The following is a 23316-nucleotide window of genomic DNA, read 5'->3' on the forward strand; positions in this document are numbered from 1 at the left end:
CCCGGTCATGGGATCATCTGCCGCGCCGCGCGCATGGCTGCCGGACTATCCCGCTTGGGCAGATCGATACAGCTTCCATTCATCGACCACGCGGCCATCGGGAAGATGGCAGTATCCGACCGTACCCCGCTCTTCGTCGCGAAGCTCCACAACTCCGCGCTGGTTGATGCAATGAAGCGATGCGGGATTGGGCATGCCGATTGCCGTGGGTTCCTGTTTGCATGCCGCCAGAAGCAGGCATGCCGCAACCATTGTCGTCCGTATCATCATCACATCTTCCATTCGCTTCGGGCACACCCTTTGCCGATCAGGCATGGGCTGCGCCGGTCCGGTCAGCCAGCCGTCCTTCGACCGAGGCTATCCGCATTGCTGCACCTTGGTCACGGGATCAGGCGGCTGGCATTCGGTAACGGGGGGCGGCAGATCATCACCGGGATCAACACATCCGACAAGCGTCAGGCATATGGCGAGCGTAAAGGCTGTCTTGAGCATTTTCGATCCCGGTAGGTTTTGCCAATCCGCCTGACATATCCGCAGATCGCAATGGAATCCACGGCCATGGCGGCCCTGCCCCGCAAAGACGACGAAAGGCCGGACGTGCCATAGGGACGGGGTCAGTTCAGTTGCTCTTTCAACAATACGCGAACCGACTTGTCGAAGCTGCTCTGGTCATCCGCATCCGCGCCTTGCTCTGCGATGAACGTATCGCGCTTGTCGACAAGACCGGCCAGTTCGGTTTCCAGTTCCCGGCGCTCCTCGAGCTTCTGCTGAAGATGGGCCGCCCGTTCCTCGGTGCTCATGCCGCGCAGCGCGGGGGGCAGTTCCGCCTCCGCCACTCCGTCCAGCGTGATACTGCCATTGTCGATAGCGGCAACCAGATCGCCCCCGCCCGTCACGACCTCGCGCCCGGTCTTCTTGGCATAAAAGCTCGAATTGTCTGCCCGGACCGAAGCGGGTGCCTCGGCACGTTCGGCGATCTTGTCCTCCAGCTCCGATTGCTTGGCCGAGGAACCGTAGGGGACCACCGTCGCGTCGATACGAAGCTGGATCTGGTTGATCTGGTCGTCATAGGGGGTCTGGATCTGCACGACCTGGCCGCCATCCTGCGGGATCGGATGATATCGCCCGCCGCCCAACCGGGCCATCTCCTGCCAGTATTCCCGGGTTTCGGGATCGCTTCCCGCCTGGATCGTGTTGACGATGATGCCCTTGTCGCGCGCGGCGGCGATCACCTCGGCATAGCGGGGCGCGTTGGCGTAATCCATATGCGGAGGCGCATCACCGACAAGGAAGATGATGCGGCGGACGTGATCGCCCTCGGCCCAGTCCTGGCCGCGCACGGCGGCGTCGAGCGCCTCGTTCACGGATTCCGGGGTATCGCCCCCGCCGTCTGCGTTGAAACGGCGAAGCTTCGAATAGAGCCCCTGCACATCGCGCGTCAGGGGATGGGGCTTGACGACATATTCGTCGCCCCGGTCGCGATATCCGATCAGGGCCATGCTGATATCAGCATCGGGATTCACATCGAGGATCGTGTTGGCGATCGACCAGATCTTCTGTTTCGCCCCCTCGATCAGATCCGCCATGGAGCCGGTCGTGTCCAGCACGAAGGCGACCTGCACCTGCTGCGATCCGGTTTGCTCCGTTGCGGACTGATCCTGCTGCGCCAGCGCGCCGGCAGGAGCGAGCACAAGTGTTGACAGGGCGAATACGGTATTCCGGATGATCTGGCGCATAATTTCCTCCGTTTCAAATGCGTTCATGATGCCATGCCTGATCCGTCCATGAAAGCGATGGTTCGGATCATCGGAAGACAAACTCTTGAAAAGATTGTGATCGTGATGGTTAATGGGTGGAAGTCACGTTTCTGCTGCCCCGCCTGAACCAGGAGCCGTCACGAATATGACTGCAGCCATTCCGGCCCCGCCCTGCGACCGTCACGAGCAGGGACGCCGCCCAACCGGCGCGACGATGTCGCGTTTCAATCGAGGGAAGCGACCATGCGCCTTATGACGATGTCCGCCCTTCTTCTCATGGCCTCGCCTGCCGTGGCTATGTCTCGGGCGAGGGACATGTCTATGACGGCCTATGCAACGACAACGGGATCATCCTGGAATCCCGGAACCCGGTCACGCGTTTCATCGGTCAGGGCGCGGCAACCAGGCATCTGACCGGCAAGGAAACCATCTATCTCGGAAAAAGCTGCGACGCTTATTCAGAAGCTTCGGCGAGGGGGAATGGGGCTGGGCGAATGGCGGTTTTCTCATCAATCTGTCCGGCCACAGCATCGGGTTTCCCCGGCAGGAACCGTATTGCCCCGAGAATGGCCCGCAACCGGATTTCTTGGGTTGTCCGCTGCAATGAGTCGATGGACAGTCCCGGTTCGCAAACCGGGTGCCGAGAGAGATGCCGTCTCGTCCTCGGAGCGGCACCGGCCTTCGCCCTGCCATCCCTATCCCGGTGAACCCACTCAATACCGGATCGTCGCCAGTTGGCGCAGTTCCTCTGCCGTTGTCGTCGGATAGCCGAAGAACTCCAGATATGCGGGAATTTGTTCGAACAGCATGTCGGTGCCGATCTGGACCCGGCAACCCCTGCCCCTCGCGGCGGCCAGGAAAGCGGTTTCCTCGCGCTTCATGACCACCTCGCCGACGAAACTGCCCGGATCGAGACGCGTCACGTCCAGGGGCATCGGATCGCCTTCCTGCATCCCCATCGGGGTGGCGTTCACGACAATCTCCCGCCCCGCGGGATCGTTGACGCCTGTCGTGACCTCGATTTCCGGATAGGCCTTGCGCAGGCTGGAGGCCAGCCGTTCGGCCGAGGCGGGGTTGATGTCGTACAGGTCCAACCGTGCCGCCCCTGCCCCGGCCAGCGACGCCGCAATGGCCGAACCGACACCGCCCGTTCCGACCACGAGTACCGACGCCCCCGCCACCTCGCATCCCTTGCGAATGGCACCGCGAACGAAACCCTCGCCGTCGAACATGTCACCGATCAACCGCCCGTCGGGATCGCGACGAACGGCATTGCAGGCACCGCAGATGCGGACGGCGGTGCTGGCCTCGTCAAGCAGATCGACGGTCGCGACCTTGTGCGGCATGGTGACAAGCGCACCCGCGAAATTGCGCAGCCTTGCAACCAGGGGCAGGAAGCCCGCGAAATCCGCGGTTTCGCACCCCATCGGCACCACCACCGTGTCGATGCCCATCGCCTCGAACCATGGATTGTAGATCATCGGCGCCTTGAAGCTTTCGGTCGGCACACCGATATGGGCGATCACCCGAGTATGGCCGGAAATCATCGGTTCATCCTTGCAAATCAGTTGCGTGGCATATCCTTGCCGCGCGTCAGGCGCTTCAGCGCGGCGACGCGGAACGGCGCGTTCAGCGCTCCGTATCCGTCATATCCGCCACGGCGTTCCACGATTTCAAAGAACAGCCCGCAATGCAGGGGCCTGCCATAGAACTGGAAGAACTCGGCCTCGCCTTCAGCCTCGTAAAGGATGTTCCAGCGCCGCAGACGGGCGGCTGTGGCTTCGTCCAGCCCGTAACGGGCGCGCAGATCGGCATAGTAGTTCTCGGGGATCGGCAGGGTCTGGAACCCCGCGCCCGCCATCGCCTCGGCCGAAGCGAAGATGTCGCGTGACGCCAGCGCGATATGCTGCACGGCCGAGCCCATCGAATCGGTCAGAAAGCCCCCGGCCAATGTCCGGTGCGACTGCGCCCCGTTCAGGGTAATCCGGGTTCCGCGATCGGGCGTGGCGATGGCCTGGGATCGGATCAACCCGTCGGGATCGGCGACATCCAGCATCGGGCGCCGTTCCATCTCGAAGATCGAGGTGTAGAACAGGCTCCAACTGAGCATCTCGTCGTAATCCATCGTCTCGGCCAGATGATCCACGCATGTCAGGCCGAAATCGGGGGCCCGGTCTCCGGTCGGCGTGAACTCCACCTGCCACACCTCGTCAAGGCGGCTTTTCGCGTCGATGAAATGGAGGATCGAGCCGCCGACGCCGCGAATGGCCGGGATCTCCAACTCACCCGGCCCCGGGGGCTGGCTGAACAACGTGGCATCCAACGCACGCGCCCGCGTGACGGTAGCCTGCGCATCCGCGACTCGCAGCCCGATATCGCAGACCCCGGTGCCGTGATTGAGGAAAAAACTGTGCGCGAATCCGGTTTCCTCGACATTCACCACGATACGGATCCCGGCCTGACGCCAGACCGTAACCTGCTTGTTGCGATGCCGCGCCTCGCGATGAAAGCCCATCTGCGCCAGCGCCGTCTCGAGATTGGTAGCCTCTGAGGGGCTGGAGGCGAATTCGATGAACTCCACGCCCTCGACACCGATATTGGCAGGCAGATCCGGCAGATCGGCCCGTAATGCCGGCTCGGCCCGGCGGGTCTGGTCCATCAGCCAGATCAGCGAGCGGTGACCGTCACGGGCTATGGTGCCGGGACTGCCGCCGCGAAACTGGTCGTTGAAAATCTCGAGCGACAGCGGTCCGTCATATCCGGTTGCGGCGACGGCCCGGGTGAATTCCACCACCGGCAGATCCCCCTCGCCCGGCATATTGCGGAAATGACGCGACCAATACAGCAGATCCATATCGATCTGCGGCGCATCGGCAAGCTGCACGAAGAATATCCGGTCGCCGGGAATACGCCGGATCGTATCGGGATCGATGCGGCGGCCAAGACTGTGGAAGCTGTCGAGAACCAGCCCGAGCGCCGGATGATCGGCGCGGCGGACGATTTCCCACGCGTCGCGGTGATCACTGACATGCCGTCCCCATGCCAGCGCCTCGTATCCGATCCGCAGCCCCCGCTCGGCGGCGATCCCGGCCAGTTCCGCCAGGTCGTCGGCAGCACGGTCGATCCCCCCCATGGCCTGTGGATGAACCGACGAGCAGATCAGCATCAGATCCGCCCCCAGTTCGGCCATCAGGTCGAACTTGTGCCGGGCGCGGTCGAAGGCACGGGCCCGCAACGGCCCGGGCAGGCCCTCGAAATCGCGGAAGGGCTGATACAGCATGATCTCCAGCCCGTGATCGCGGATCATCGCCCCGACCTCGCGCGGGCTGGCGGCGTCTTGCAGGAAATCCTGCTCGAAGATCTCCAGCCCGTCGAAACCGGCGGCCGCGATCGCCGCCAGTTTCTCGGTCAGGTTGCCCGAAATCGAAACCGTCGCGATCGAGGTTTTCATGGCTTGCTCTCCAACCCCAGCTTCCCGCGAACGCCCCGCCACAGCGGCGTCTGGCTGACGAAGATCAGCACGACCGCCGCCAGCAGCACCAGTGACAGGGGGCTGGTCAGCATGCCCTTGAACAAACCGGCGATGCTGTCCTGTTCGGATATGATCGCCCGGCGCCAGTTCTCGTCCAGAAGCCGCGACAGGATCACGCCGAGGATCACCGGACCAAGCTGGTAGCCGTAGGATTTCATGAAATAGCCCAGCACGCCGAAGCCCAACATCCAGTAGACATCGCTGATCGAGTTGTTGACCGCATAGGCGCCGACGATGGACAGCAGCAGGATCAGGGGGATCAGCACCGCGCGGGGCATCTCGACGATCTTGGTGAAGATGCGGATGCCGGTCAGGCCGAAGATCAGCATGAAGATATTGGCCAGCACCAGCGCCCCGGTGATGAACCAGAACATCTGCGGCTGCTCGATCATCAGCATCGGACCGGGGTTCAGCCCGTGGATATAAAGCGCCCCGATCATGATCGCCGTGACCGCATCGCCCGGAATACCCAGTGTCAGCATCGGGATGAAGGCGCCGCCGACCGCGGCGTTATTCGCGGTTTCCGGCGCGACCAGCCCCTCTTTCGCACCCTGACCAAAGGGGACCTCGGGATCGCGAGTGACGCGCTTGGCGTGATCATAGGCCATGAGCGCGGCGATATCCCCGCCCGTGCCCGGCAGTGCCCCGATGAGAACGCCGATGCTGGACGTCTGCAGCGACAGCGGCAGATACCGGCGGATCGAGGACCAGTTCGGAACGATCCGGCTGATCTTCTGCTTTACGGCGGCCTTGTCCACATGATGCAATTGCATCAGCGCCTCCGAAACACCGAACATGCCGATCATGACAGCGATGAAGCTGATACCACCCCATAGCCCGGTGAATCCAAAGGTGAAGCGTTCCTCGGCGGTCAATGGATCAAGCCCGACCGTGCCGATCAGCAGCCCCACGGAGCCCGCGAAAATGCCTTTCACAAGGCTTTCGCCCGACAGCGAGCCCACCAGCAGGATGCCCAGGACCGCCAGCAGCATGTAGTCGCGCGGCTGGAACACCAGGGCGAATTCGCTGACGGTCGGCGCGGCGATGGCCAGCACGACGATGCCGATCAACCCGCCCACGAAGGACATCACCGTGGAAAGCCCGATGGCCTCGCCCGCCAGCCCCTTTTGCGCCAGCGGATAGCCATCCATCGCGGTGGCGATGGCCGAGGGTGCGCCGGGGATGTTCAGCAGGATCGCCGTGCGCGAACCGCCATAGACGCCGCCCATGAAGATCCCGACCATCAGGCACAGCGCGGGATAGACATCCCAGGTAAAGGTAAAGCCGATCAGGATCGACACCGCCATGGTCACCGACAGGCCGGGGATGGCGCCGACATAGACGCCCGCGAACGTGCCTGCGGCGACCAGGAACAGCAGTTTCAGATCCAGCCACGGAATCAGGAAATATTCGAGCGCCTGCATCACTGGCCTCCTCCGAAGATTTGACCGATGGCGGCGAGAAACTCTGCCTCGGGCACGATCCCGGCGGGCATCAGCACGGTGAAGACGAGCCGGAAGACGATATAGACGAGGATCAGCGCCAGCAGCGACACGGAAACCGCAAAGACCACCCCGCCCCGGCGCAGATAAAGGATCGACAGCACCAGGAAGATCAGCGAGACCGGCAGGAAGCCCAGGGGCACCAGCAGCAACGCGTAGCCGGTGATGAACAGCATCATCACGATGACGGCCGGAGGCAGGATATCCCGCAGGAAGCGGGTCCGGTCACGCTCGGCCTTGCGCCAGCAATCCAGCAGGATCAGGCCCGAGCTTACGGCCATGACGAAGGCCACCGCCATCGGCAATGCCCCGGGCGAACTGAGTGATGAGAAACCCGAAATCCCGTATGATGCCCATAGCAGCACCAGGCTGATGACGAATAATGCGGCATTGAAGACGAGTTCGCCGGCACTGCGGATATGATTGCCATGCATGACCGATCCTCCCTTTGATCTGAATGGTTCCGCTCCGGCAGCAAGGCCGGAGCGGGCGGCCATCACGGTTTCGGGATGCCGAATTCCTCGGGCGACGCCTTGGTTTCGCCGGCGTCATGTAGCAGCCAGGTCGTCAGCGATTGCCATTTCGTCAGGAAATCCTGCGCCTCCTGCCCCGACAGGCTTTCGACGATGTAACCGCGATCCGCCATCAGCTTGACGAAATCCTCGCTTTTTGCACCCTCGGCATAGGCCTCCGTCAGCTTGGCGACGACATCATCGGGCGTGCCGTTCTTGACGAACACGCCGAAGAACGGACCCCAGGGGAAGTAATCGGCATATTCCGGATGCGTCTCGCCCAGGGCGGGCAGGTCGGGCAGAACCTCGGTCGGCTTGTTGTCGATCAGCGTGATCGCCTTGATCCTGCCGCCCCGGATTGCCTCGATGGCGGCGCCCAGCACCGCGGGCATGACATCGACCGCGCCGCCCTGCAGCGCCGTCAAGGCCGGGCCATCGCCGTCATAGGGCACCTGCGTCACCGGCAACTCGGTCTTCGAGGCGATCATCGAGGTCACCACCGATGGCAGCCCCCCCGGTCCGGTCGAGCCGAATTTCACCTCGTTCGGATGGGCCTGGATATATTCGACCATTTCGTCGAACGTATCGAAGGGCGCGTCATTATTGGCGACAAGGATCGGAACGCCCCGCGCCAGGATATTGATCGGCGTGAATTCCGAATAATCAATGTCGCCCAGCCCCATCACCTTGTAAAGCAGCGGGTTCTCGGCCCCCATCAGCAGGGTGTAGCCGTCGGGATTCTGCGCATAGACGAATTTCGTGGCGATCGCGCCGACGCCGCCGGTCATGTTCTTCATGACCACCTTGCCGCCCAGAACCTCTTCGGCATGCGGCGTGACGGTCCGCATCACCGTATCGGTCGAACCGCCCGCGCCCCATTGGATGATACCCTGTATTTCCTTGCCCGGATAATCCTGCGCGAATACCGCGGTGCCCAAGGCCGTGCCCAGTGCCGCCACGGCAGCGAATTTGACAAAAGTTTTCTTCATGATGCTCCTCCCTTGCTCCGGGCGAATCCCGGAACTCCCAAGCTGCATCATCCGGCCATAATGCGTTTACGGCAAATACAAATCCGTCGCCTTCATTAACATGATGTTAACATGCCTGCCTCACCTTGCCTTGCGCTGCTCCCATGGACGCGACTCCGTGGCACGCACCAGTTCCCGCCGCAATTGCTGAATCGCGTATTCGGCGAAACCGGAAAGCACGCGCCCCGACTTGGTCACGACATAGATGGTGATCGGCGCATTCTCGATCAGCGGCAACCTGACGACACCGGGCATATACAGTTCCGCCACGGAGAATTCGTCGATCACCGCCACCCCAAGCCCGTGGCGCACAAGGCTGACCACAGTTTGCGCGAAACGGCCACGCATCGAATACCGTATCGGCAGCCCGGCCTCGCGCAGCGGGGCGGCACAGACCGCGCCGTAGGGATCGTCCGGATCCACACCGATCATCGGGTATTTCACCAGGTCATGGATCGACACCCGCCCGAAGCCCGCCAGCGGGTGATCTTCGGGGACGATGGCCGCCAGCCGGCCCTCGGCCGCGATCTCGTTGCTGATCCCGGCATTCTCTATCGAAGTGCTCATCATCACGAATTCACCGCGTTCCAGCATCAGGTAATCGATGGTCTCCTCGATCTTGAGGATATTCAGGTCGATGAACAGATCCGGATAGCGCTGCCGGACCGTCCGCACCGCCCTCGCAGCAATGAACTGCGCGACGGAGGGCGCCGAGGCGAAGGACAGGTCCACCGCCTCGCCCCGCTGCATGGAGGCGACGGCCCGGTTCAGGTTCTCGACATTGCCGAAGACCCTGCCGATCTGGTCGAAGATCGCGCTGGCCTCGACCGCCGGCAGATAGACACCCCCGCGCCGTTCGAAAAGCCGCAGGCCCAGGGCCTCCTCGGTATGCTTGACAAGCCGGCTGATCCCGGGCGCGGACACGTTCAGCATCCGCGCGGCGCCGCTGATGGTTCCGGTCAGCATCACGGCGCGGACGACTTCGATCTGGCGCAAGGTCAGTTGATGCATGAACCGGACCGCCCGTTGCAGTTGATTTCGACCGGAACCAGCAGGCCAGATTCCCGCCTCGCAGTCCATAGCCGATCATCATCCGGATCGCAGCGAAGCCGGTTTCCCGCAGGTAAATCCCGGTCGGGGTCGCGCTTGCACCATGGGCTGAACCCAGGTCCAGGCAGCCTGCTACATCGATCTGCCCACGGTGGTCCTTGGCGGAGGCAATCATCCGGCAGTTGCAACATCACCTGTTGCGCAATCGTCACGTGATCCCGGATTGGTGACGATATCAGGTTGAACCCGACCATTCATCAAGGCTAACCGGCCGGGATCAGAACACGACGCCCCATCTGACGGGGTTGTCGCATAATCCAGCCAGCCACCAAGCCCATACAGGCAAGGCAGTCAGCTTTCCGGACACTCAACCTGCCTGGGGCTGCATGACTCGACTTATCTTCTCGCCGAACCGGCGCATCCTCCACAACACGACATCCCTGCCATTCCTGGCTCTTTGCGGAATCATGATCTCTCCGGCGGCTGGCCAGCAGGTGCCGGAACAACTGGCCGAGCCGGCGAACAGCGAAGAGGTGATCGTGCTCGATCCGATCGTGCTCGAAGCGCTGCGTCAGTCGCATCCCGTCGCGGCCGTTCCCAACGCGGTCACGATCATCGATGAACAGAACCTGGATAATGAGCTCGCCGTTGCAGGCGACATGTCCACGATCCTGGGAAATCTGGTTCCGGGATATTCCCCGAGTCGCCAGAAGCTGACAAATTCCGGCGAGGCGCTGCGCGGACGCAGCCCGCTTTATCTGGTCGACGGCGTTCCGCAGAGCAATCCGTTGCGGGACAGCTCGCGGGACGGCCAGACCATCGACCCGGATCTTCTGGAGCGCGTCGAGGTCGTCAACGGGTCAAGCTCGATCCAGGGCATGGGCGCGTTGGGCGGGATCATCAATCTGCAGACTCGCGATCTTGCGAAATCCGAGAACTGGGAAGGCCTCTACCGCCTGCGGGTGACCGCGCCGGACAACTTGGAAAAGGAGGGCTTCTCCTACAAGGGCATCTACATGGCCGGGCGCACATACGGCGATCTGGACCTGACCTTCGGGATCACCGCCGAAAAATCCGGCATCTATTACGACGGGGCGGATAACATCGTCGGGCTCGACTGGAGCCAGGGCGACATGGCCGACTCGCTGAGCCGGGATTTCTTCCTGAAAGCGGGCTATGCGATCAGCGACGACCAGCACCTGCAACTCATGATCAACGATTACAGGTCGCGCGGCGATGGCGATTACATGGCCGTGATCGGGGACCGGGCGACCAACCGCTATGCAAGCGCGACCAAGGGGCGCCCGGAAGGGGGCATAGCATTCAATGACGTGACCACGGCTTCATTGGATTACACCGATGACGACCTGTATGGCGGGCAACTGCGTGCGCAGCTCTTTTATCAGGATTTTTCGGCCCTGTTCGGTGGCGGTCGGCTTGAAACGTTCCAGGATCCCAATATCGCCCCGATCGGCGAACTACACGACCAGTCGCAGAACGAATCCCGCAAACATGGCCTGAAACTGACATATAGCCATAGCGACCTTGGTATCCCCGGCTTCTCCGCCGTGGCCGGTATCGACATCCTGAACGACCAGACCCAACAGGTTCTGGCCCAGACCGGGCGTGTCTGGGTGCCCAAGATGGAATACAAGAACTGGGCCCCCTTCGTTCACTTCAATCAGGAACTGCTGGACGACCGGATCACGCTCAGCGGTGGGCTGAGATACGAGAATGCGCGCCTGGATGTGGGCGATTATACCACCCTGTATACCTCCGGCGGTGGAGTTCGGGTCAAGGGCGGATCCCCCGAGTTCAACGAGGTGCTGCCCGATCTCGGTGCAACTTTCAAATTATCCGACAGCCTGACCGCCTATGCCTCTTATTCGAAGGGCTTCACCATGCCCGATGTGGGCCGCGTCCTGCGCGGGATCTCGGAGCCGGGACAGGACGTCGACAACCTGATCAAGCTGGAGCCGGTCATCGCCGATAACCGCGAGGTCGGGATCGATTACGCGGATGGGCGGCTGACGCTTCACGCGGCATATTTCTGGTCCGATTCCGATCTGGGAGAGCGTATCGAGGAAATCGGTGGCGCGTATTTCACCACGCGGGAGCGCACCGAGATCGAGGGTTTCGAATTGTCGGCAGCCTATGACATGTCGGACAGCCTGCGGATCGGCGGCCTCTATTCCCGTCCTCGCGGCAGGTACGATTCCGATGGCGACGGCTCGGTCGATACCGATCTTGGCGGCAACAACATGAGCCCCGACCGCCTGAACCTCTTCGCCGAATGGAACGGAACCGCGGAATTGCCGAAGATCGGGACGACGCCCCTGACCGGGCGGGTGCAGGCTTCGCATTTCTTCGACCGGGATTTTGATGGTCCCGCCGCGCCCGAAGGCCAGGATTTCGACGGTTATACGCTTGTCAGCCTCTCGCTCGGCGCGCAGACGCAGGTCGGAGATTTCACCCTTGGCATCGATAACCTCTTCGACGAGGAATATGTCACCTATTATTCCCAGACCGTGACAACCAAGGATGACCGCTTCTTCGCGGGACGAGGACGGACATTCACCATGACCTACGAGAAACGGTTCTGACCTGGTCTGAAGGGAGTGAAGATCCTTTACAGGTGATATTGGGCGTGCCGTGTTTCGACGCGGCGCGCCTTGCCATACCGAGATCTTCCAATCCAGTTGTCAGTTTCAAACACCGGCATTCTTGATTGATTAAGTCAACTTCTATAGTCGCATCCCCGGGTCAACATCATCGCACCGGACAGGAGTCGGCTTTGAGCGCACGAGACAGTATCCGCCTGGAGGCGCAGGCCTTGTCTGCCGGATATGGCGGTGCGTCGATCCTGTCCGATATCGACCTGACCGTTCCCGCGGCAAGACTGACCGTGCTGGTCGGGGCAAACGGTTCCGGAAAATCGACGCTGCTGAAGACCATGGCCCGGATATTGCGCCCGAACTCGGGCTCGGTCCTGCTCGACGGCAAGTCGGTTCACCGGATCAAGACGAGGGAAATAGCCCGCAAGCTGGGCCATCTGCCGCAGGGTCCGGTCGCGCCCGAAGGGCTGACCGTGCGCGAACTGGTCGCCCAGGGGCGCTTCCCGCATCAGGGATTGTTGCGCCAATGGACCAGCGAAGACGAAGCCGCCGTCACTGATGCGATGGAAACTGCGGATATCGCGGGCTTTGCCGACCGGCCGGTGGATTCCCTGTCAGGCGGACAGCGGCAGCGCTGCTGGATCGCCATGGCGCTTGCCCAGCAAACGGAATTGCTGCTGCTGGACGAGCCGACGACATTTCTCGACCTGAAGGTGCAGGTCGATCTGATGGAACTGCTTGCCGGGCTTGCACATGAACGCGGGCGCACGCTTGTTGTGGTTCTGCACGAATTAAGCCTTGCCGCCAGCTATGCCGATTACCTCGTCATGATGAAAGAGGGCCGTATCGCCTGTGCCGGAACGCCCGGAGAGGTCTTTACGGCCAGCCATATCAAGGACGTGTTCGATCTTGACGCCAAGGTGATCCATGACCTCGACACCGGGCATCTGGTCTGCGTGCCGACCGGCACCCATGCACAACGCAAGACCGTGGAGCAAGTGGCGTGACCGTTCTGGCGGAACAGGCCGGTGTCCGGAGCCGGACGGCAGCCCTGTCAGGCGCACTGGCCGTGACATTCCTGCTTTTCGCCCTGCATGTCGCGGTAGGCAGCAAGACCCTTTCACCCGCGACATTGCTGGAAGCGATCTTTTCCCCGGATGAGAAGGCTTTCGAGCATATGATCGTCTGGCAGCTACGCCTTCCCCGCGCCCTGACCGCGATGAGCGTGGGTGCCGCGCTATCGGTCGCCGGAGCGCTGATGCAGGGCGTCACGCGGAACCCTCTTGCCGATCCGGGGCTGCTTGGGCTGATGGCCGGAGCGTCCTTCGCGGTGGTGATGGCGTCGCAATTCCTGGGCGTCACCGCCTATTCCGCGATACCCTTCATCGCCGTGATCGGGGCGCTTGGCGCGGCCCTGATCGTCGGGCTGATCGCCCTTTGGGTTCCCGGAGGCACCAGCCCGCTTACCCTGACACTGACCGGTGCGGTGATCTCGGCATTCCTTGGGGCTCTCATCGCCATCGCGCATCTTCTGGACGAGGAAAGCTTCGACAGCCTGCGGATATGGCTGTCGGGCTCGCTTTCCGGCAGGGATCTGGACATCTTCGCCATGACCGCGCCATGGATCGGTGCGGGTCTTGTGGCATCGGTGCTGCTGGCTCGGCAGGTGACGGCACTGGCGATGGGCGACGACGTGGCCAAGGGGCTGGGCGTCAGAACCGGCTGGCTGAAGCTGCAATTGCTGCTGACGGTCGTGGTGCTGACCGCAGGGGCCGTCGCCCTGGCCGGACCGCTCGGCTTTGTCGGGCTGGTCATCCCGCATGCGGTGCGGCTGTTCGTGGGCTCGGATTATCGCTGGATCGTGCCCTATTCGATGGTGCTGGGCGCGGCCTATCTGCTGGTTGTCGATATCATTGCCCGAACCGCCATCGCCCCGCGCGAGATCTCGACCGGGATCATCACCGCGATGGTCGGCGCGCCTGTCTTCATCCAGCTTGTCCGCATGAAGGCCAGATGACCGGCGCCCGGCATATCGTCCTGCGTTCGCGCAGCGAGTCGGTTGCGCTGCGCCTGCCGGTCCGCGCCCTTGTCGCGGTGCTGGTGCTGGGCCTGCTTCTGCTGGCGGTCATCGCGGTCAGCCTTGCCAGCGGCAGCTACGCTATCGACATGTCCGATCTGCTCGCCACGCTGAGCGGGAATCCGGCTTCCGACGCGATCGGCAATGTCGTCTGGCAGTTCCGGTTTCCGCGTGCGCTCGCCGCCGCATTGGTCGGCGCCATGATGGGGCTTTCCGGGCTGGCGATACAGAATGTCACCCGCAACGGGCTGGCCGATCCGTCGCTGGTCGGCATTTCCCAAGGCGCGGCATTGGCGGTCGTGCTGGGGATCGTCGCCATGCCGGGGATGGATTACGTCTGGCGCCCGGTCCTCGCCTTTGCCGGAGCGATGGCAGTCGCCGCCATCGTGCAAAGCCTCAGCCACCAGCAACGCGGCAACAACGCCATCCGCTTCATCCTGCTGGGCGTTGGCGTCTCGGGCTTCATATCCTCGATCACATCGGCGCTGCTGACATATGGAGAAATCGACCGCGCCATGTCCGCATTATCGTGGCTGGCCGGCTCGATTGATGCCGCCACCTGGCGCGATGTCGTCATCCTGTCCGTCTGCGGCCTGTTCCTGCTGCCGCTTCTGCTCGGCCTCAGCGTGGCATGTCGGCCCTGCGGATGGGTGAGGAAACCGCAATCGGGCTGGGCGTGCCGGTGAGGCATATCCGCAGCGCCCTGATAGCTGTGGCGGTCGCGCTTGCCGCCGTGGCCACGGCGATTGTCGGCCCCATCGGCTTCGTCGGGCTGATCGCACCCCATGCCGCACGCCGGATCGCTACCGGCGGCCTGGGCCTGCAGATCGTCCTCACCGGACTTTGCGGCGCATTGCTGGTTGCGACGGCGGACCTGGTCGGCCGGGTAGCCTTCATGCCGGTCCAGATTCCCGCGGGCCTCGTCACCTCGGTCATCGGCGTTCCCATTTTCGTCTGGTTCCTGCAAAGAGCCGCAGCGAGGCCTCAATCATGAGCAGTCACGTCTTCTGCCGCGAATTATGCCTGAAACGGCATGAACCATTGGCCGGAACCGGCAAGGTCGCTGCGCGCAGCCTGTTGCTGCACTGGCCACGCGGCAAGTGGCGGGTTCCACGACATGAATCGGCCGGGATGGGAGACCGGCTTCGCGCCGCGCTGAAAAATGCGATGGATGCCGGGATCCATGTCGGCCTTGTCGATGACGGGAATGCCCGCGATGGCGACGGCTTTCTGCTGCAACTCTACCCGCAGCGCGTCAGGCTGGCCTGCATGACCGAGGCGGAACTGGTCGACCAGATCTCCGCATTCTTGGCAGGGGAAAAGATCGGGGGCGAGGCCGAGCCGCGCATCTCGGTCCTGTGCTGCACCGATTCACGGCGCGACGCATGCTGTGCCCGGTTCGGTTTCGCCACCTTCAAGGCGCTGAAAAAGCATGCCGATCCCGCCCGGTTCCAAGTGTTCCAATGCACCCATGTCGGGGGCTGCCGTTTTGCCGCCTCGCTGATGGTGCTGCCACAACGGCAGCGCTATGGCCGCCTGTCGCCCGAGGAAGTGCCAGCCTTTCTGGAGGCAATCGGGGAAGGCCGGGTTTACCTGCCCGCATATCGGGGGCGCCCGGACGCACCGGAACCCTTCCAGGTCGCCGAAATCGCGGCGCTGGACTGGGCTGATCGTCACGGCATTGACCGGCGCCAAGTGCGGATCGACCTGCCTGACGCAAACGAGGCCTTTCGGCCCGGCGACAGGATGACCCTCATCGCACAGGCTGGTGATGCCCGATTGGCAATCGATCTCGCCACCGTCTCGTATCCGGTGCAAACCCGATGCAACTCCGCGGTCAAGGACGAGGACAACCACAGCACACGCTGGCGCGTTTCCGGGATTACCCCCTGCTCCGAAGAACGAAGATCGTATGCCGGAAACGATGAAAGCGCATCTCTCCAGGCAGATACGGGACTGACATCATGAAATTCACATCAGCCGCCATCATCACCATCATGTTCGCCACCTCCCTGCCCTCCACCGCGCAGGAAAGCCGGGTGATGACCGACAGCACGGGAACCGAGGTGACCATCCCGGCCAACCCGCAACGCATCGTATCGCTGCACGATACTTCGCTGACCGTGGCGCTGCTGGAACTGGGCGTGATGCCGGTCGGCAGCCATGGCCGGGTCGAGGATAACGGTGCGCCGTTCATCCGCTCGGGCAAATCGGTGACGGGATATGATTTCGACAACAGCGATATTGAATTCATCGGCAACCTGCCCGCCGATATCGAGGCGGTCACCGCGTTGGAACCCGACCTGATCCTGACCACGAGTTGGCAGACCGCGGGTATCGCGCAGCTGCGCATGATCGCGCCGACCTACATGTTCGATATCGACGCCACCGAGGATTTTGACGTCTATGCACAGCTTGCCGAGGTGACCGGCACAACGGACCGGCAGGAAAAGCTGGAAGGCCGCTACCGGCGGCAGATCGACACGATCAAGCAGCAGATCGACCCTTCGGAGATCAGGGTCAGCGTCATTCAGGGCCAGGGCGGAGAGCTGCATGTCTGGAACACATACGGTTCACTGGGCAAGGTATTGCGCGATGCCGGGTTTACCTTCCCCGAACTGACCGATTCCATCGAAGGCAATTCCCGCCAGGTCTTCTCGGGCGAGGCCTATCCCGGGTTCGATGCCGATTTCATCTTTGTCACCTATCGGCCAGAACGCGGCGAGACGGTTGCCGACGCCCGCGCCGCATTGGACGAGGTTCTGCCCGGATGGTGCGATATCCTGCATGCCTGCCGGAACAATCAGGTGATCTATGTTCCGCGGGAACTCGCTTCATCGGCAACCTATGACTCGCTCTTCGCATTGACGGAGATCGTCAGCAGCCATGTCATCGGACGCGATTTCGTTCCAATGCCGGATTGAGGCTTCTTGATCCCGGATCGGCCGGACTCTTACCGGAACGCTCCAATCCACAGAGATTTCCATCGGCATAAACAGCATGCCGGGCCGTATCGGGTATGATCATTTACCATATTCACGTGCCACGGATAGCGGTACGATGATCGGATTATCGAGGCCATCTACTGCAATCATCCTGCATTGAATGCCGAATACCTGCGCGATGCGTTCCTGCGTCAGGGTGACGCCTCTCTCTCCTTGCGCGACGACCCGTCCCTTGTCGAAAAGCACCACATGATCGGCATAGCGCATGACCAGGTTGAGATCATGCAGCACGATCACGAAGCTTCGGGCATTCTCCCGGTTCAGCCGGTGAATGAGTTCAAGGAGTTCAAGCGCGTGCGAGATGTCCAGATGATTGGTCGGCTCGTCGAGGAAGATCCGCGGGGCGTCCTGCGCCAGTGTCATTGCAATCCAGGCGCGCTGCGACTGTCCGCCCGACAGGTTCCCGATCGGGTGATCGGTGAGATGGGTGATCTCGGTCGCATCGAGCGCCTTGTCGCAGGCCTCGTAATCTTCGACAGAAGGGCCGGAAAACCGGTTCCGATAAGCGAAACGGCCCAGCATCACCAATTCCCGGACCGTCAGCGCATCCGGGGCGCTTGGGGATTGCCCGAGCATCGCGATTTCACGCGCCAGGTCTTTCTTCGACCAGGAGGCGACGGGTTTACCTGCGATCTCGGCCATGCCGGAGCCAGCGCCATGCAGCCCCCGCATCACGCGAAGCGCCGTCGATTTTCCGCTGCCATTGGGACCGCAAAAGGCGATGATCTTGCCCTCGGGCAGGTCCAGATCAATGCCGTTCAATGCCGGGTACCGTCATAATCGGCTGTCAGGTCACGCAATCGCGCCAGAATGTCAGACATGTGCGCCTCGTCCCTTCATCAGCAGATACAGGAAAAGCGGCGTTCCGATGGCTGCCGTTACCGCACCTGCGGGAATCTCCAATGGTTGGGCCAGCAGGCGGGACAGCATATCCGCTCCGACCAGCAGGATCGCCCCGCAGATGGCTGAAGCGAACAGGTATCCCGGCGTGAACTGCCCACAAAGCCTGCGCGCGATATGCGGGGCGATCAGCCCGACATATCCCATGGCGCCGACATGCGAGACCGCCAGCGCCGTCAACAGAACCGCCACCGCCAGCAGCACGGCTTGCGCGCGGGCCAGATGCAGCCCGGTTGAGGCGGCGCTCTGCGGGTCAAGGACAAGCTGCCTGAGCGGAAGGCGAAGCAGGATCAGCACGGGAACCATCGCGCATAGTCCCAGAAACAGCGTGACGACATCGCTCCAATGCGCGGCGCTGACGCTGCCGATCAGCCAGGTCATGGCCTGTGCCGCGCGATGCACAGGCCCAAGGATCATCATCAGCACGACAGCCGCCTTGGCCAGCGCGGCAAGGGAGATGCCGTAAAGGATCATTCGTATCGGCTCCTGTATGCCCCTGGGATCGAGGCGTGTCAGCAGGGCGACCAGAATGGCAAATGCCAATGCCCCTGTCGCAGCAGCAGCAGGCTGCCAGTGGATCGACACGGCCAGCTTGCTGGCCGAATCCGAAAACAGCCACAGGAAGGTCATCACGCCCAGGGCCGCCCCGTCGGTGATCCCGAGGATGGAGGGCGACGCCATCGGATTGCGGGCGACCCGCTGCAGGATCGCCCCGGCGATGGCAAGGGCCATCCCGGCAAGCATTGCCACCAGGACACGGGGCAGGCGCAGCGTCGTGATGATGATCGCATCCGGACCGCTACCCTGTCCGAACAACGCCGCGAGCACCCGGACGGGCGGGATGAAGGACGAGCCGGTGCCCGTGGCGATCACGGCCAGTATCAGCAACCCGATCCCGAGCCGGACCGGACCCGCATGAAGGCGCATATACTTCATCGCGCCAGTGCCCGCTTGCGGCGCAAAAGGCCGATCAGGATCGGAACACCCACCAGTGCCAGCACCGAACCGACAGGCGCTTCACCGGGCGCCACGATCAGCCGGGCGACGATATCGGCAAGCACGGCAATCAGGCCTCCGATCATGCAGGTGAATAGGGCCAGGCGCAGGGTCGGGGCCGCGTCGCCGATCAGCCGCCTGGCCAGATGCGGCGCGATCAGCCCCAGGAATATGATCGGGCCGGACATGGCCACGGCCCCCGCCGCCAATCCGGCGGCCGTGACAAGCGAGGCCACGCGAACGCGGGACACGGAAACCCCAAGCGCTTCCGCTGTCTGGTCGTTCAACCGCAGCGCATCCAGCGATTGCGCCAGGGCTGCGCAGGCTGCATATCCCAGGATCAATGCCGGAAGACCGATCCCGAGAAGGCCGAGATCGCGATCCGCGAACCCTCCTGACAGCCAGAACAACAATGTTTCAAGCGCTGTTTCGTCCAGCAGCAGAATGACCTGTGTCAGCGAGGTCAGAAGTGCGGCGATCGTCACCCCCGCCAGTAGCGTGGTATCGTTGCGCGTCAGCCCCCCAGAGGTGGCAGTCACGCTGAAGACCAGCCCCGTCGTCGCCAATGCGCCGGTAAATGCCAGCAGGCCGATCTGCGGTAATCCGATGCTTCCGAATGCGCTGATCCCCAGAGCAACCGCCAGCCCGGCGCCCGCATTGATACCGATCAGCCCCGGCTCGGCCAGTGGATTGCGGGTAACGATCTGGATCATCAGCCCGGAAAGCGCGAATCCCGCGCCCGCGACCACCGCGATCAGCGTGCGGGGCAGGCGCAATGACCGGATGATGACCGCATCCGTGCCCTCACCATGATCCGCAAGGGCCGCCAACACCTCCCCGGGTCCATAGAGACGCAGCCCCAGATGCAGGCTCGCGATCAGCGCCAGCGCCAGCGCCAGGGCCGCGATAAGAAGCAGTAGCGAACGTGTCATTCCGTGATGATCCCGGCCCCGTTGACATTCGGGATCATTCGCCCGATGCCGGGCTCAATAACCAAGTTATTTTGTCAACTGCAAGTGTTGCTGGATTCGCAGGCGATACATATGAGCACAGGCAATGAGGGACACAGGCATGATGAAACCCGCGAAACTGCTCTGCTGCGCGATCGCGCTAAGCATCCTCACCATCGGGAACATGGCCATGGCGCGCGAGGTGACCCATAGCCTGGGGACGGCCGAGGTGCCGGACGAGCCCCGGCGGGTCGTCGTTCTGACGAACGAGGGAACAGAGGCACTTCTGGCCCTGGGCGTAACCCCGATAGGCGCGGCGAGTTCCTGGAATGGTGATCCCTGGTGGGATCATATCGAGGATCGGATGGCCGATGTCACGCCGCTTGGCAATGAAAGCGCGGTCAACCTGGAATTGGTCGCCGCGCTGCAACCCGATCTCATCCTTGCGACCAGGCTGCGGCACGAGGCGATCTATCCTCAGTTGAGCGCCATCGCACCGACAGTCGTATCCGAACGCCTGCGCGGCGACTGGAAGGAGAATTTCCGCCTTTATGCCGAAGCACTGGGGAAGACCGAAGAGGCAGAGCGTGCGATCAGCGATTATGACGCCGAAGTCGCCGACCTGCGCGAGCGCCTTGGCGATCACCTGCAAGAGAAGGTCTCGGTCATCCGCTTCATGCCGGGCTATATCCGCATCTATCAGTTGGACAGTTTTTCCGGTGTCGTGCTGAAGCAGCTCGGCTTCCATCGCCCCGAGAATCAGGATGTCGAGGAATTCTCGATCCAGGTCGGCACGGAAAGCATTCCCGACATGGATGGCGACCGGATATTTCACTTCACCTGGGATACCGGGAACGGCGACGGGCCGGACATGGCACATGACATCATGTCCAACCCGCTTTGGCAGTCCCTGTCGGCGGTCTCGTCGGGCCGGGTCCATGCCGTCAGCGATGCCATCTGGAACACCGCAGGAGGAATCCTGGCGGCCCGCCTCATGCTGGCGGATATCGCCCGGATCTACGGAGTGGACCAGTAACGGGTCATCCCCGCCATGGGCCGATCCATGGCAGGGATGACAATCACGCTCACCAGGTCATGTTATAGGTCACACGCGCCACGGTGCCCTGTGCGGCGACATGGCTGCTATTGGCGTTGTTGCGCAGGAGTTGCCCGAATACCGTGTGGTATTGGTTGTTGAGAAGGTTCTCGATCCCGACGCTGAGCGTGCCTCTTTCCAGCTCGAACCGGTTGTAGAGATCCAGAACGGCATAATCCTCGACCTCGCGGCCACCGAAGCCGACACCATCCTCGAAGGCCGAATCCCGCCCGGCGGAATAAAGCACCTGAAGCCGCATATCCCACCAGGGTTTCGGGCTGTATTCCACGTAAGCCGTCAGCTTGAGAGGAGAGATGCGATAACTGTTCAGCGCGATGCTGTCGCCGGTCTCGGGGTTCTTGCCAGTGCCTTCCTGCAGGGTAAAGGTGCCGCCGAGGCGCAGCCGGTCATCGACCGTGTAATGCAATCCGCCTTCGATCCCGTAGATTTTCTCTTTCGTCCGGTCCTGCACAAGCGAGAAGTTTTCGACCAGGACACCTCCCAGGTCGGATTTGCTGTAGAATGCCGCGATATCGGCGCTCAGCCTGCTCCAGTTGCCGCGCATCCCGATCTCATAGGTATCGGTTATCCGAGGCGCCAGGTTGGAGTCGCCGACATTGAAGCCTTCTTCCGCCTGGCGCAATTGCACGCCGATATCGGGCAGCTCGAAGGCCTGCGAATAGCTTGCGTAAAGATCGACATTCTGCGTGGCGGCGTAAACCGCGCCAAGGTTGAAGGTCGTCTCGGAATAGTCGATCTCTCCGCCTTCGATGGCGTTTCCTTGCCCCAATGTGGTGAAATCATCGTAAGAGGCATTCACCCAGTCATGCCGGACCCCCGCCCGCAGGGTGAGTTTCTCGGTCGGGAACAGCTCCATCTGGCCGAAGATGCCCGCGGATTTTGTCGTGAGCTCGGGCATGAAGGTGCGTTCGGGATCAATGACCACGAACTGCCTCCCACCCGAAGCATCGTAAGCCGCGCCGTCAAAGACAGTCACCGGCATGCTGGTCTTTTCGTTCTTGATATCGGCGCCCCAGATGAGATTGGCACCATGTGCCGCCAGCCCGTTGACAGGGGTGTTGAACGTGACCTGACCGCCATAGGTCTCGGATTCAAGGAAAGACTGGGCGAGCGCGTTCCAACCGCCATAGGGCCGTCCGTCGAATGGCGCGAAGCGGGTGCTGTAATCGCGATAGTAAAGCCTTGCATCGACCTTGCCACCCCAGAGATCTTCCTTGCTGTAGCTTAGGTTGAGAACCAGGTTCTCGCGGCTGGTCTGGTCGGCCAGTTCCAGCCCTTCGAGCGCGCGCGCCTTGGCATCGCCCGGCGGCAGAGCATCCACGGCCGGGTCCGAGATGAAATCCGTATCCTGTTCGGCATCCAGGTAATTGACCGCAAACTGCAGCCGCTGATCGCCGAAATTATAGCCGAGCTTGCCCATCAGATCGACCGTCCCGGTATCCGACAGATCGCCTTGGCTTGGCTCGGGCGGGATCCGGTCGCCGTCGCCGTCGAAAAAGCCCCGCGTCTGCTCGCGCGAGAAGGACAGGACGTAATCCATGTTGCCCCGCGTCCCGCTGACCTTCTGGGTGATCCGCCCCGATAGCGCATCGCTTCCGAAATTCGACAGGCTGGTTGCGGCGCCGATTGTCGTTTCGAACTCCAAGGGCCTGTCGCTGGCCTGCAGGGTATTGATATAGATGATCCCGCCAGCCGCACCGCCGCCATAGATGGCGCTGCCGCCATGCACGACCTCTATGCTATCGATATTCGAGGGAGAGATGTTGAACAGATCACGTGACACGTCGCGGCTTGTTCCCATCGGCACGCCATCGATGATCACCTGCACATTCCTGCCACGTAATGTCTGGCCGTAATTGGTCAGCGTCTGGCTGGCCGTCGCCATCCCCGGAACCATGCGCTCAAGCAGTTCGGCGGTAGAGCCGACCGTTTCCTGTTGCTGGCTGATATCGTCGCGGTCGATGACCGTGACATATCGGGACTTCGTGTCCAACGCCCCTTCGCGCGACGCGGTGAGGACGATCGGATCAAGAAGGATCGGGGCTCCGGCATCCTGTGCGCCGGCCGTGCCGGTCGACAGGGCCCAGGCCGAGGCGGAAGCAGCAAGTCCATGCATGACCACCCGCCCGAGACTGCCGTGCGAGCTGTTGAACATGGGGAATGCGGGCTTTGGGTGTTTCATGCTGATCTTTCGAGCGAATAATTCCGAGTGTTTAAATCGGATAAATGGAAGGCTCGCTCGAATCAACACGATGACCCAAGGTCAACTGTGCCG

Annotated in this window: 18 protein-coding genes and 1 pseudogene; 7 read left to right on the plus strand and 12 right to left on the minus strand. The window is 62.2% G+C overall.

The window, feature by feature from the left end; translation table 11 throughout:
* Nucleotides 1-45: 45 nt before the first annotated feature.
* The 8 genes from A7A09_RS22045 to A7A09_RS06595 form a co-directional block, all read right to left on the minus strand.
* A complete protein-coding gene (locus A7A09_RS22045; RefSeq protein WP_366465566.1) occupies nt 46-315 on the minus strand; it encodes a putative hemolysin in 270 nt (89 codons plus the stop codon).
* A 299-nt stretch (nt 316-614) separates the two neighbouring features.
* Nucleotides 615-1736 (minus strand): vWA domain-containing protein, encoded by a 1122-nt coding sequence (locus A7A09_RS06565; RefSeq protein ID WP_106690788.1) that lies wholly within the window; start codon nt 1734-1736, stop codon nt 615-617.
* 734 nt (nt 1737-2470) lie between these two features.
* On the minus strand, nt 2471-3304 hold the full coding sequence (locus A7A09_RS06570) for a shikimate dehydrogenase family protein (RefSeq protein WP_106690613.1): 834 nt from the start codon (nt 3302-3304) through the stop codon (nt 2471-2473).
* 17 nt (nt 3305-3321) lie between these two features.
* A complete protein-coding gene (locus A7A09_RS06575; RefSeq protein WP_106690614.1) occupies nt 3322-5208 on the minus strand; it encodes a bifunctional sugar phosphate isomerase/epimerase/4-hydroxyphenylpyruvate dioxygenase family protein in 1887 nt (628 codons plus the stop codon).
* Entirely contained in the window at nt 5205-6713 is a 1509-nt protein-coding gene (locus A7A09_RS06580) for a tripartite tricarboxylate transporter permease (protein WP_106690615.1), read from the minus strand. Before A7A09_RS06580 ends, A7A09_RS06575 begins: the two co-directional genes overlap by 4 nt.
* The gene (locus tag A7A09_RS06585) at nt 6713-7225 is read right to left on the minus strand and encodes a tripartite tricarboxylate transporter TctB family protein (RefSeq protein ID WP_170167032.1); all 513 of its coding nucleotides are present in this window, start codon (nt 7223-7225) and stop codon (nt 6713-6715) included. Before A7A09_RS06585 ends, A7A09_RS06580 begins: the two co-directional genes overlap by 1 nt.
* 62 nt (nt 7226-7287) lie before the next feature.
* On the minus strand, nt 7288-8292 hold the full coding sequence (locus A7A09_RS06590; RefSeq protein ID WP_106690617.1) for a Bug family tripartite tricarboxylate transporter substrate binding protein: 1005 nt from the start codon (nt 8290-8292) through the stop codon (nt 7288-7290).
* 120 nt (nt 8293-8412) lie between these two features.
* Nucleotides 8413-9342: a LysR family transcriptional regulator gene (locus A7A09_RS06595; RefSeq protein ID WP_106690618.1), complete on the minus strand. Its 930-nt coding sequence runs from the start codon at nt 9340-9342 to the stop codon at nt 8413-8415.
* 425 nt (nt 9343-9767) lie between these two features.
* On the opposite strand from A7A09_RS06595, the gene A7A09_RS06600 reads away from it, so the two are divergent.
* The 6 genes and pseudogenes from A7A09_RS06600 to A7A09_RS06625 all read left to right on the plus strand — a co-directional run bounded on the left by A7A09_RS06600 (nt 9768) and on the right by A7A09_RS06625 (nt 16997).
* Nucleotides 9768-11984: a TonB-dependent receptor gene (locus A7A09_RS06600; protein ID WP_106690619.1), complete on the plus strand. Its 2217-nt coding sequence runs from the start codon at nt 9768-9770 to the stop codon at nt 11982-11984.
* A 191-nt stretch (nt 11985-12175) separates the two neighbouring features.
* Nucleotides 12176-13003 (plus strand): ABC transporter ATP-binding protein, encoded by an 828-nt coding sequence (locus tag A7A09_RS06605; protein WP_211341056.1) that lies wholly within the window; start codon nt 12176-12178, stop codon nt 13001-13003.
* Nucleotides 13000-14013: a FecCD family ABC transporter permease gene (locus A7A09_RS06610; protein WP_106690620.1), complete on the plus strand. Its 1014-nt coding sequence runs from the start codon at nt 13000-13002 to the stop codon at nt 14011-14013. The genes A7A09_RS06605 and A7A09_RS06610 overlap by 4 nt, the downstream gene beginning before the upstream one ends.
* Before the next feature lie 149 nt (nt 14014-14162).
* Nucleotides 14163-15067: pseudogene (locus tag A7A09_RS06615) on the plus strand (FecCD family ABC transporter permease).
* The gene (locus A7A09_RS06620; protein WP_106690621.1) at nt 15064-16041 is read left to right on the plus strand and encodes a sucrase ferredoxin; all 978 of its coding nucleotides are present in this window, start codon (nt 15064-15066) and stop codon (nt 16039-16041) included. The pseudogene A7A09_RS06615 and the gene A7A09_RS06620 overlap by 4 nt, the downstream one beginning before the upstream one ends.
* Nucleotides 16038-16997: an ABC transporter substrate-binding protein gene (locus tag A7A09_RS06625; RefSeq protein ID WP_106690622.1), complete on the plus strand. Its 960-nt coding sequence runs from the start codon at nt 16038-16040 to the stop codon at nt 16995-16997. Before A7A09_RS06620 ends, A7A09_RS06625 begins: the two co-directional genes overlap by 4 nt.
* A gap of 99 nt (nt 16998-17096) precedes the next feature.
* Here A7A09_RS06625 and A7A09_RS06630 read toward each other — a convergent pair whose 3' ends face one another.
* The 3 genes from A7A09_RS06630 to A7A09_RS06640 are packed head-to-tail and all read right to left on the minus strand — an operon-like array spanning nt 17097 to nt 19906.
* Complete coding sequence (locus A7A09_RS06630) at nt 17097-17840, minus strand: ABC transporter ATP-binding protein (protein WP_245999188.1); 744 nt, start codon at nt 17838-17840, stop codon at nt 17097-17099.
* A gap of 51 nt (nt 17841-17891) precedes the next feature.
* Nucleotides 17892-18905 (minus strand): FecCD family ABC transporter permease, encoded by a 1014-nt coding sequence (locus A7A09_RS06635; RefSeq protein WP_106690790.1) that lies wholly within the window; start codon nt 18903-18905, stop codon nt 17892-17894.
* Between the two features lie 5 nt (nt 18906-18910).
* On the minus strand, nt 18911-19906 hold the full coding sequence (locus A7A09_RS06640) for a FecCD family ABC transporter permease (protein ID WP_106690623.1): 996 nt from the start codon (nt 19904-19906) through the stop codon (nt 18911-18913).
* Nucleotides 19907-20045: 139 nt separating this feature from the next.
* On the opposite strand from A7A09_RS06640, the gene A7A09_RS06645 reads away from it, so the two are divergent.
* Complete coding sequence (locus tag A7A09_RS06645; protein ID WP_245999189.1) at nt 20046-20960, plus strand: ABC transporter substrate-binding protein; 915 nt, start codon at nt 20046-20048, stop codon at nt 20958-20960.
* Nucleotides 20961-21009: 49 nt separating this feature from the next.
* Here A7A09_RS06645 and A7A09_RS06650 read toward each other — a convergent pair whose 3' ends face one another.
* Nucleotides 21010-23223 (minus strand): TonB-dependent receptor, encoded by a 2214-nt coding sequence (locus A7A09_RS06650; protein WP_211341057.1) that lies wholly within the window; start codon nt 23221-23223, stop codon nt 21010-21012.
* Between the last annotated feature and the right edge of the window lie 93 nt (nt 23224-23316).

The sequence above is a fragment of the Paracoccus methylarcula genome (assembly GCF_003007735.2).
Taxonomy (GTDB): domain Bacteria; phylum Pseudomonadota; class Alphaproteobacteria; order Rhodobacterales; family Rhodobacteraceae; genus Paracoccus; species Paracoccus methylarcula.

What these genes read in the sequence shown, in the direction of transcription:
- A7A09_RS22045 (WP_366465566.1), bottom strand. Translation starts at nt 315, where the DNA reads ATGCCTGATCGGCAAAGGGTGTGCCCGAAGCGAATGGAAGATGTGATG.
- A7A09_RS06565 (WP_106690788.1), bottom strand. Translation starts at nt 1,736, where the DNA reads ATGCGCCAGATCATCCGGAATACCGTATTCGCCCTGTCAACACTTGTG.
- A7A09_RS06570 (WP_106690613.1), bottom strand. Translation starts at nt 3,304, where the DNA reads ATGATTTCCGGCCATACTCGGGTGATCGCCCATATCGGTGTGCCGACC.
- A7A09_RS06575 (WP_106690614.1), bottom strand. Translation starts at nt 5,208, where the DNA reads ATGAAAACCTCGATCGCGACGGTTTCGATTTCGGGCAACCTGACCGAG.
- A7A09_RS06580 (WP_106690615.1), bottom strand. Translation starts at nt 6,713, where the DNA reads ATGCAGGCGCTCGAATATTTCCTGATTCCGTGGCTGGATCTGAAACTG.
- A7A09_RS06585 (WP_170167032.1), bottom strand. Translation starts at nt 7,225, where the DNA reads ATGCATGGCAATCATATCCGCAGTGCCGGCGAACTCGTCTTCAATGCC.
- A7A09_RS06590 (WP_106690617.1), bottom strand. Translation starts at nt 8,292, where the DNA reads ATGAAGAAAACTTTTGTCAAATTCGCTGCCGTGGCGGCACTGGGCACG.
- A7A09_RS06595 (WP_106690618.1), bottom strand. Translation starts at nt 9,342, where the DNA reads ATGCATCAACTGACCTTGCGCCAGATCGAAGTCGTCCGCGCCGTGATG.
- A7A09_RS06600 (WP_106690619.1), top strand. Translation starts at nt 9,768, where the DNA reads ATGACTCGACTTATCTTCTCGCCGAACCGGCGCATCCTCCACAACACG.
- A7A09_RS06620 (WP_106690621.1), top strand. Translation starts at nt 15,064, where the DNA reads ATGAGCAGTCACGTCTTCTGCCGCGAATTATGCCTGAAACGGCATGAA.
- A7A09_RS06625 (WP_106690622.1), top strand. Translation starts at nt 16,038, where the DNA reads ATGAAATTCACATCAGCCGCCATCATCACCATCATGTTCGCCACCTCC.
- A7A09_RS06635 (WP_106690790.1), bottom strand. Translation starts at nt 18,905, where the DNA reads ATGCGCCTTCATGCGGGTCCGGTCCGGCTCGGGATCGGGTTGCTGATA.
- A7A09_RS06640 (WP_106690623.1), bottom strand. Translation starts at nt 19,906, where the DNA reads ATGACACGTTCGCTACTGCTTCTTATCGCGGCCCTGGCGCTGGCGCTG.
- A7A09_RS06645 (WP_245999189.1), top strand. Translation starts at nt 20,046, where the DNA reads ATGATGAAACCCGCGAAACTGCTCTGCTGCGCGATCGCGCTAAGCATC.
- A7A09_RS06650 (WP_211341057.1), bottom strand. Translation starts at nt 23,223, where the DNA reads ATGAAACACCCAAAGCCCGCATTCCCCATGTTCAACAGCTCGCACGGC.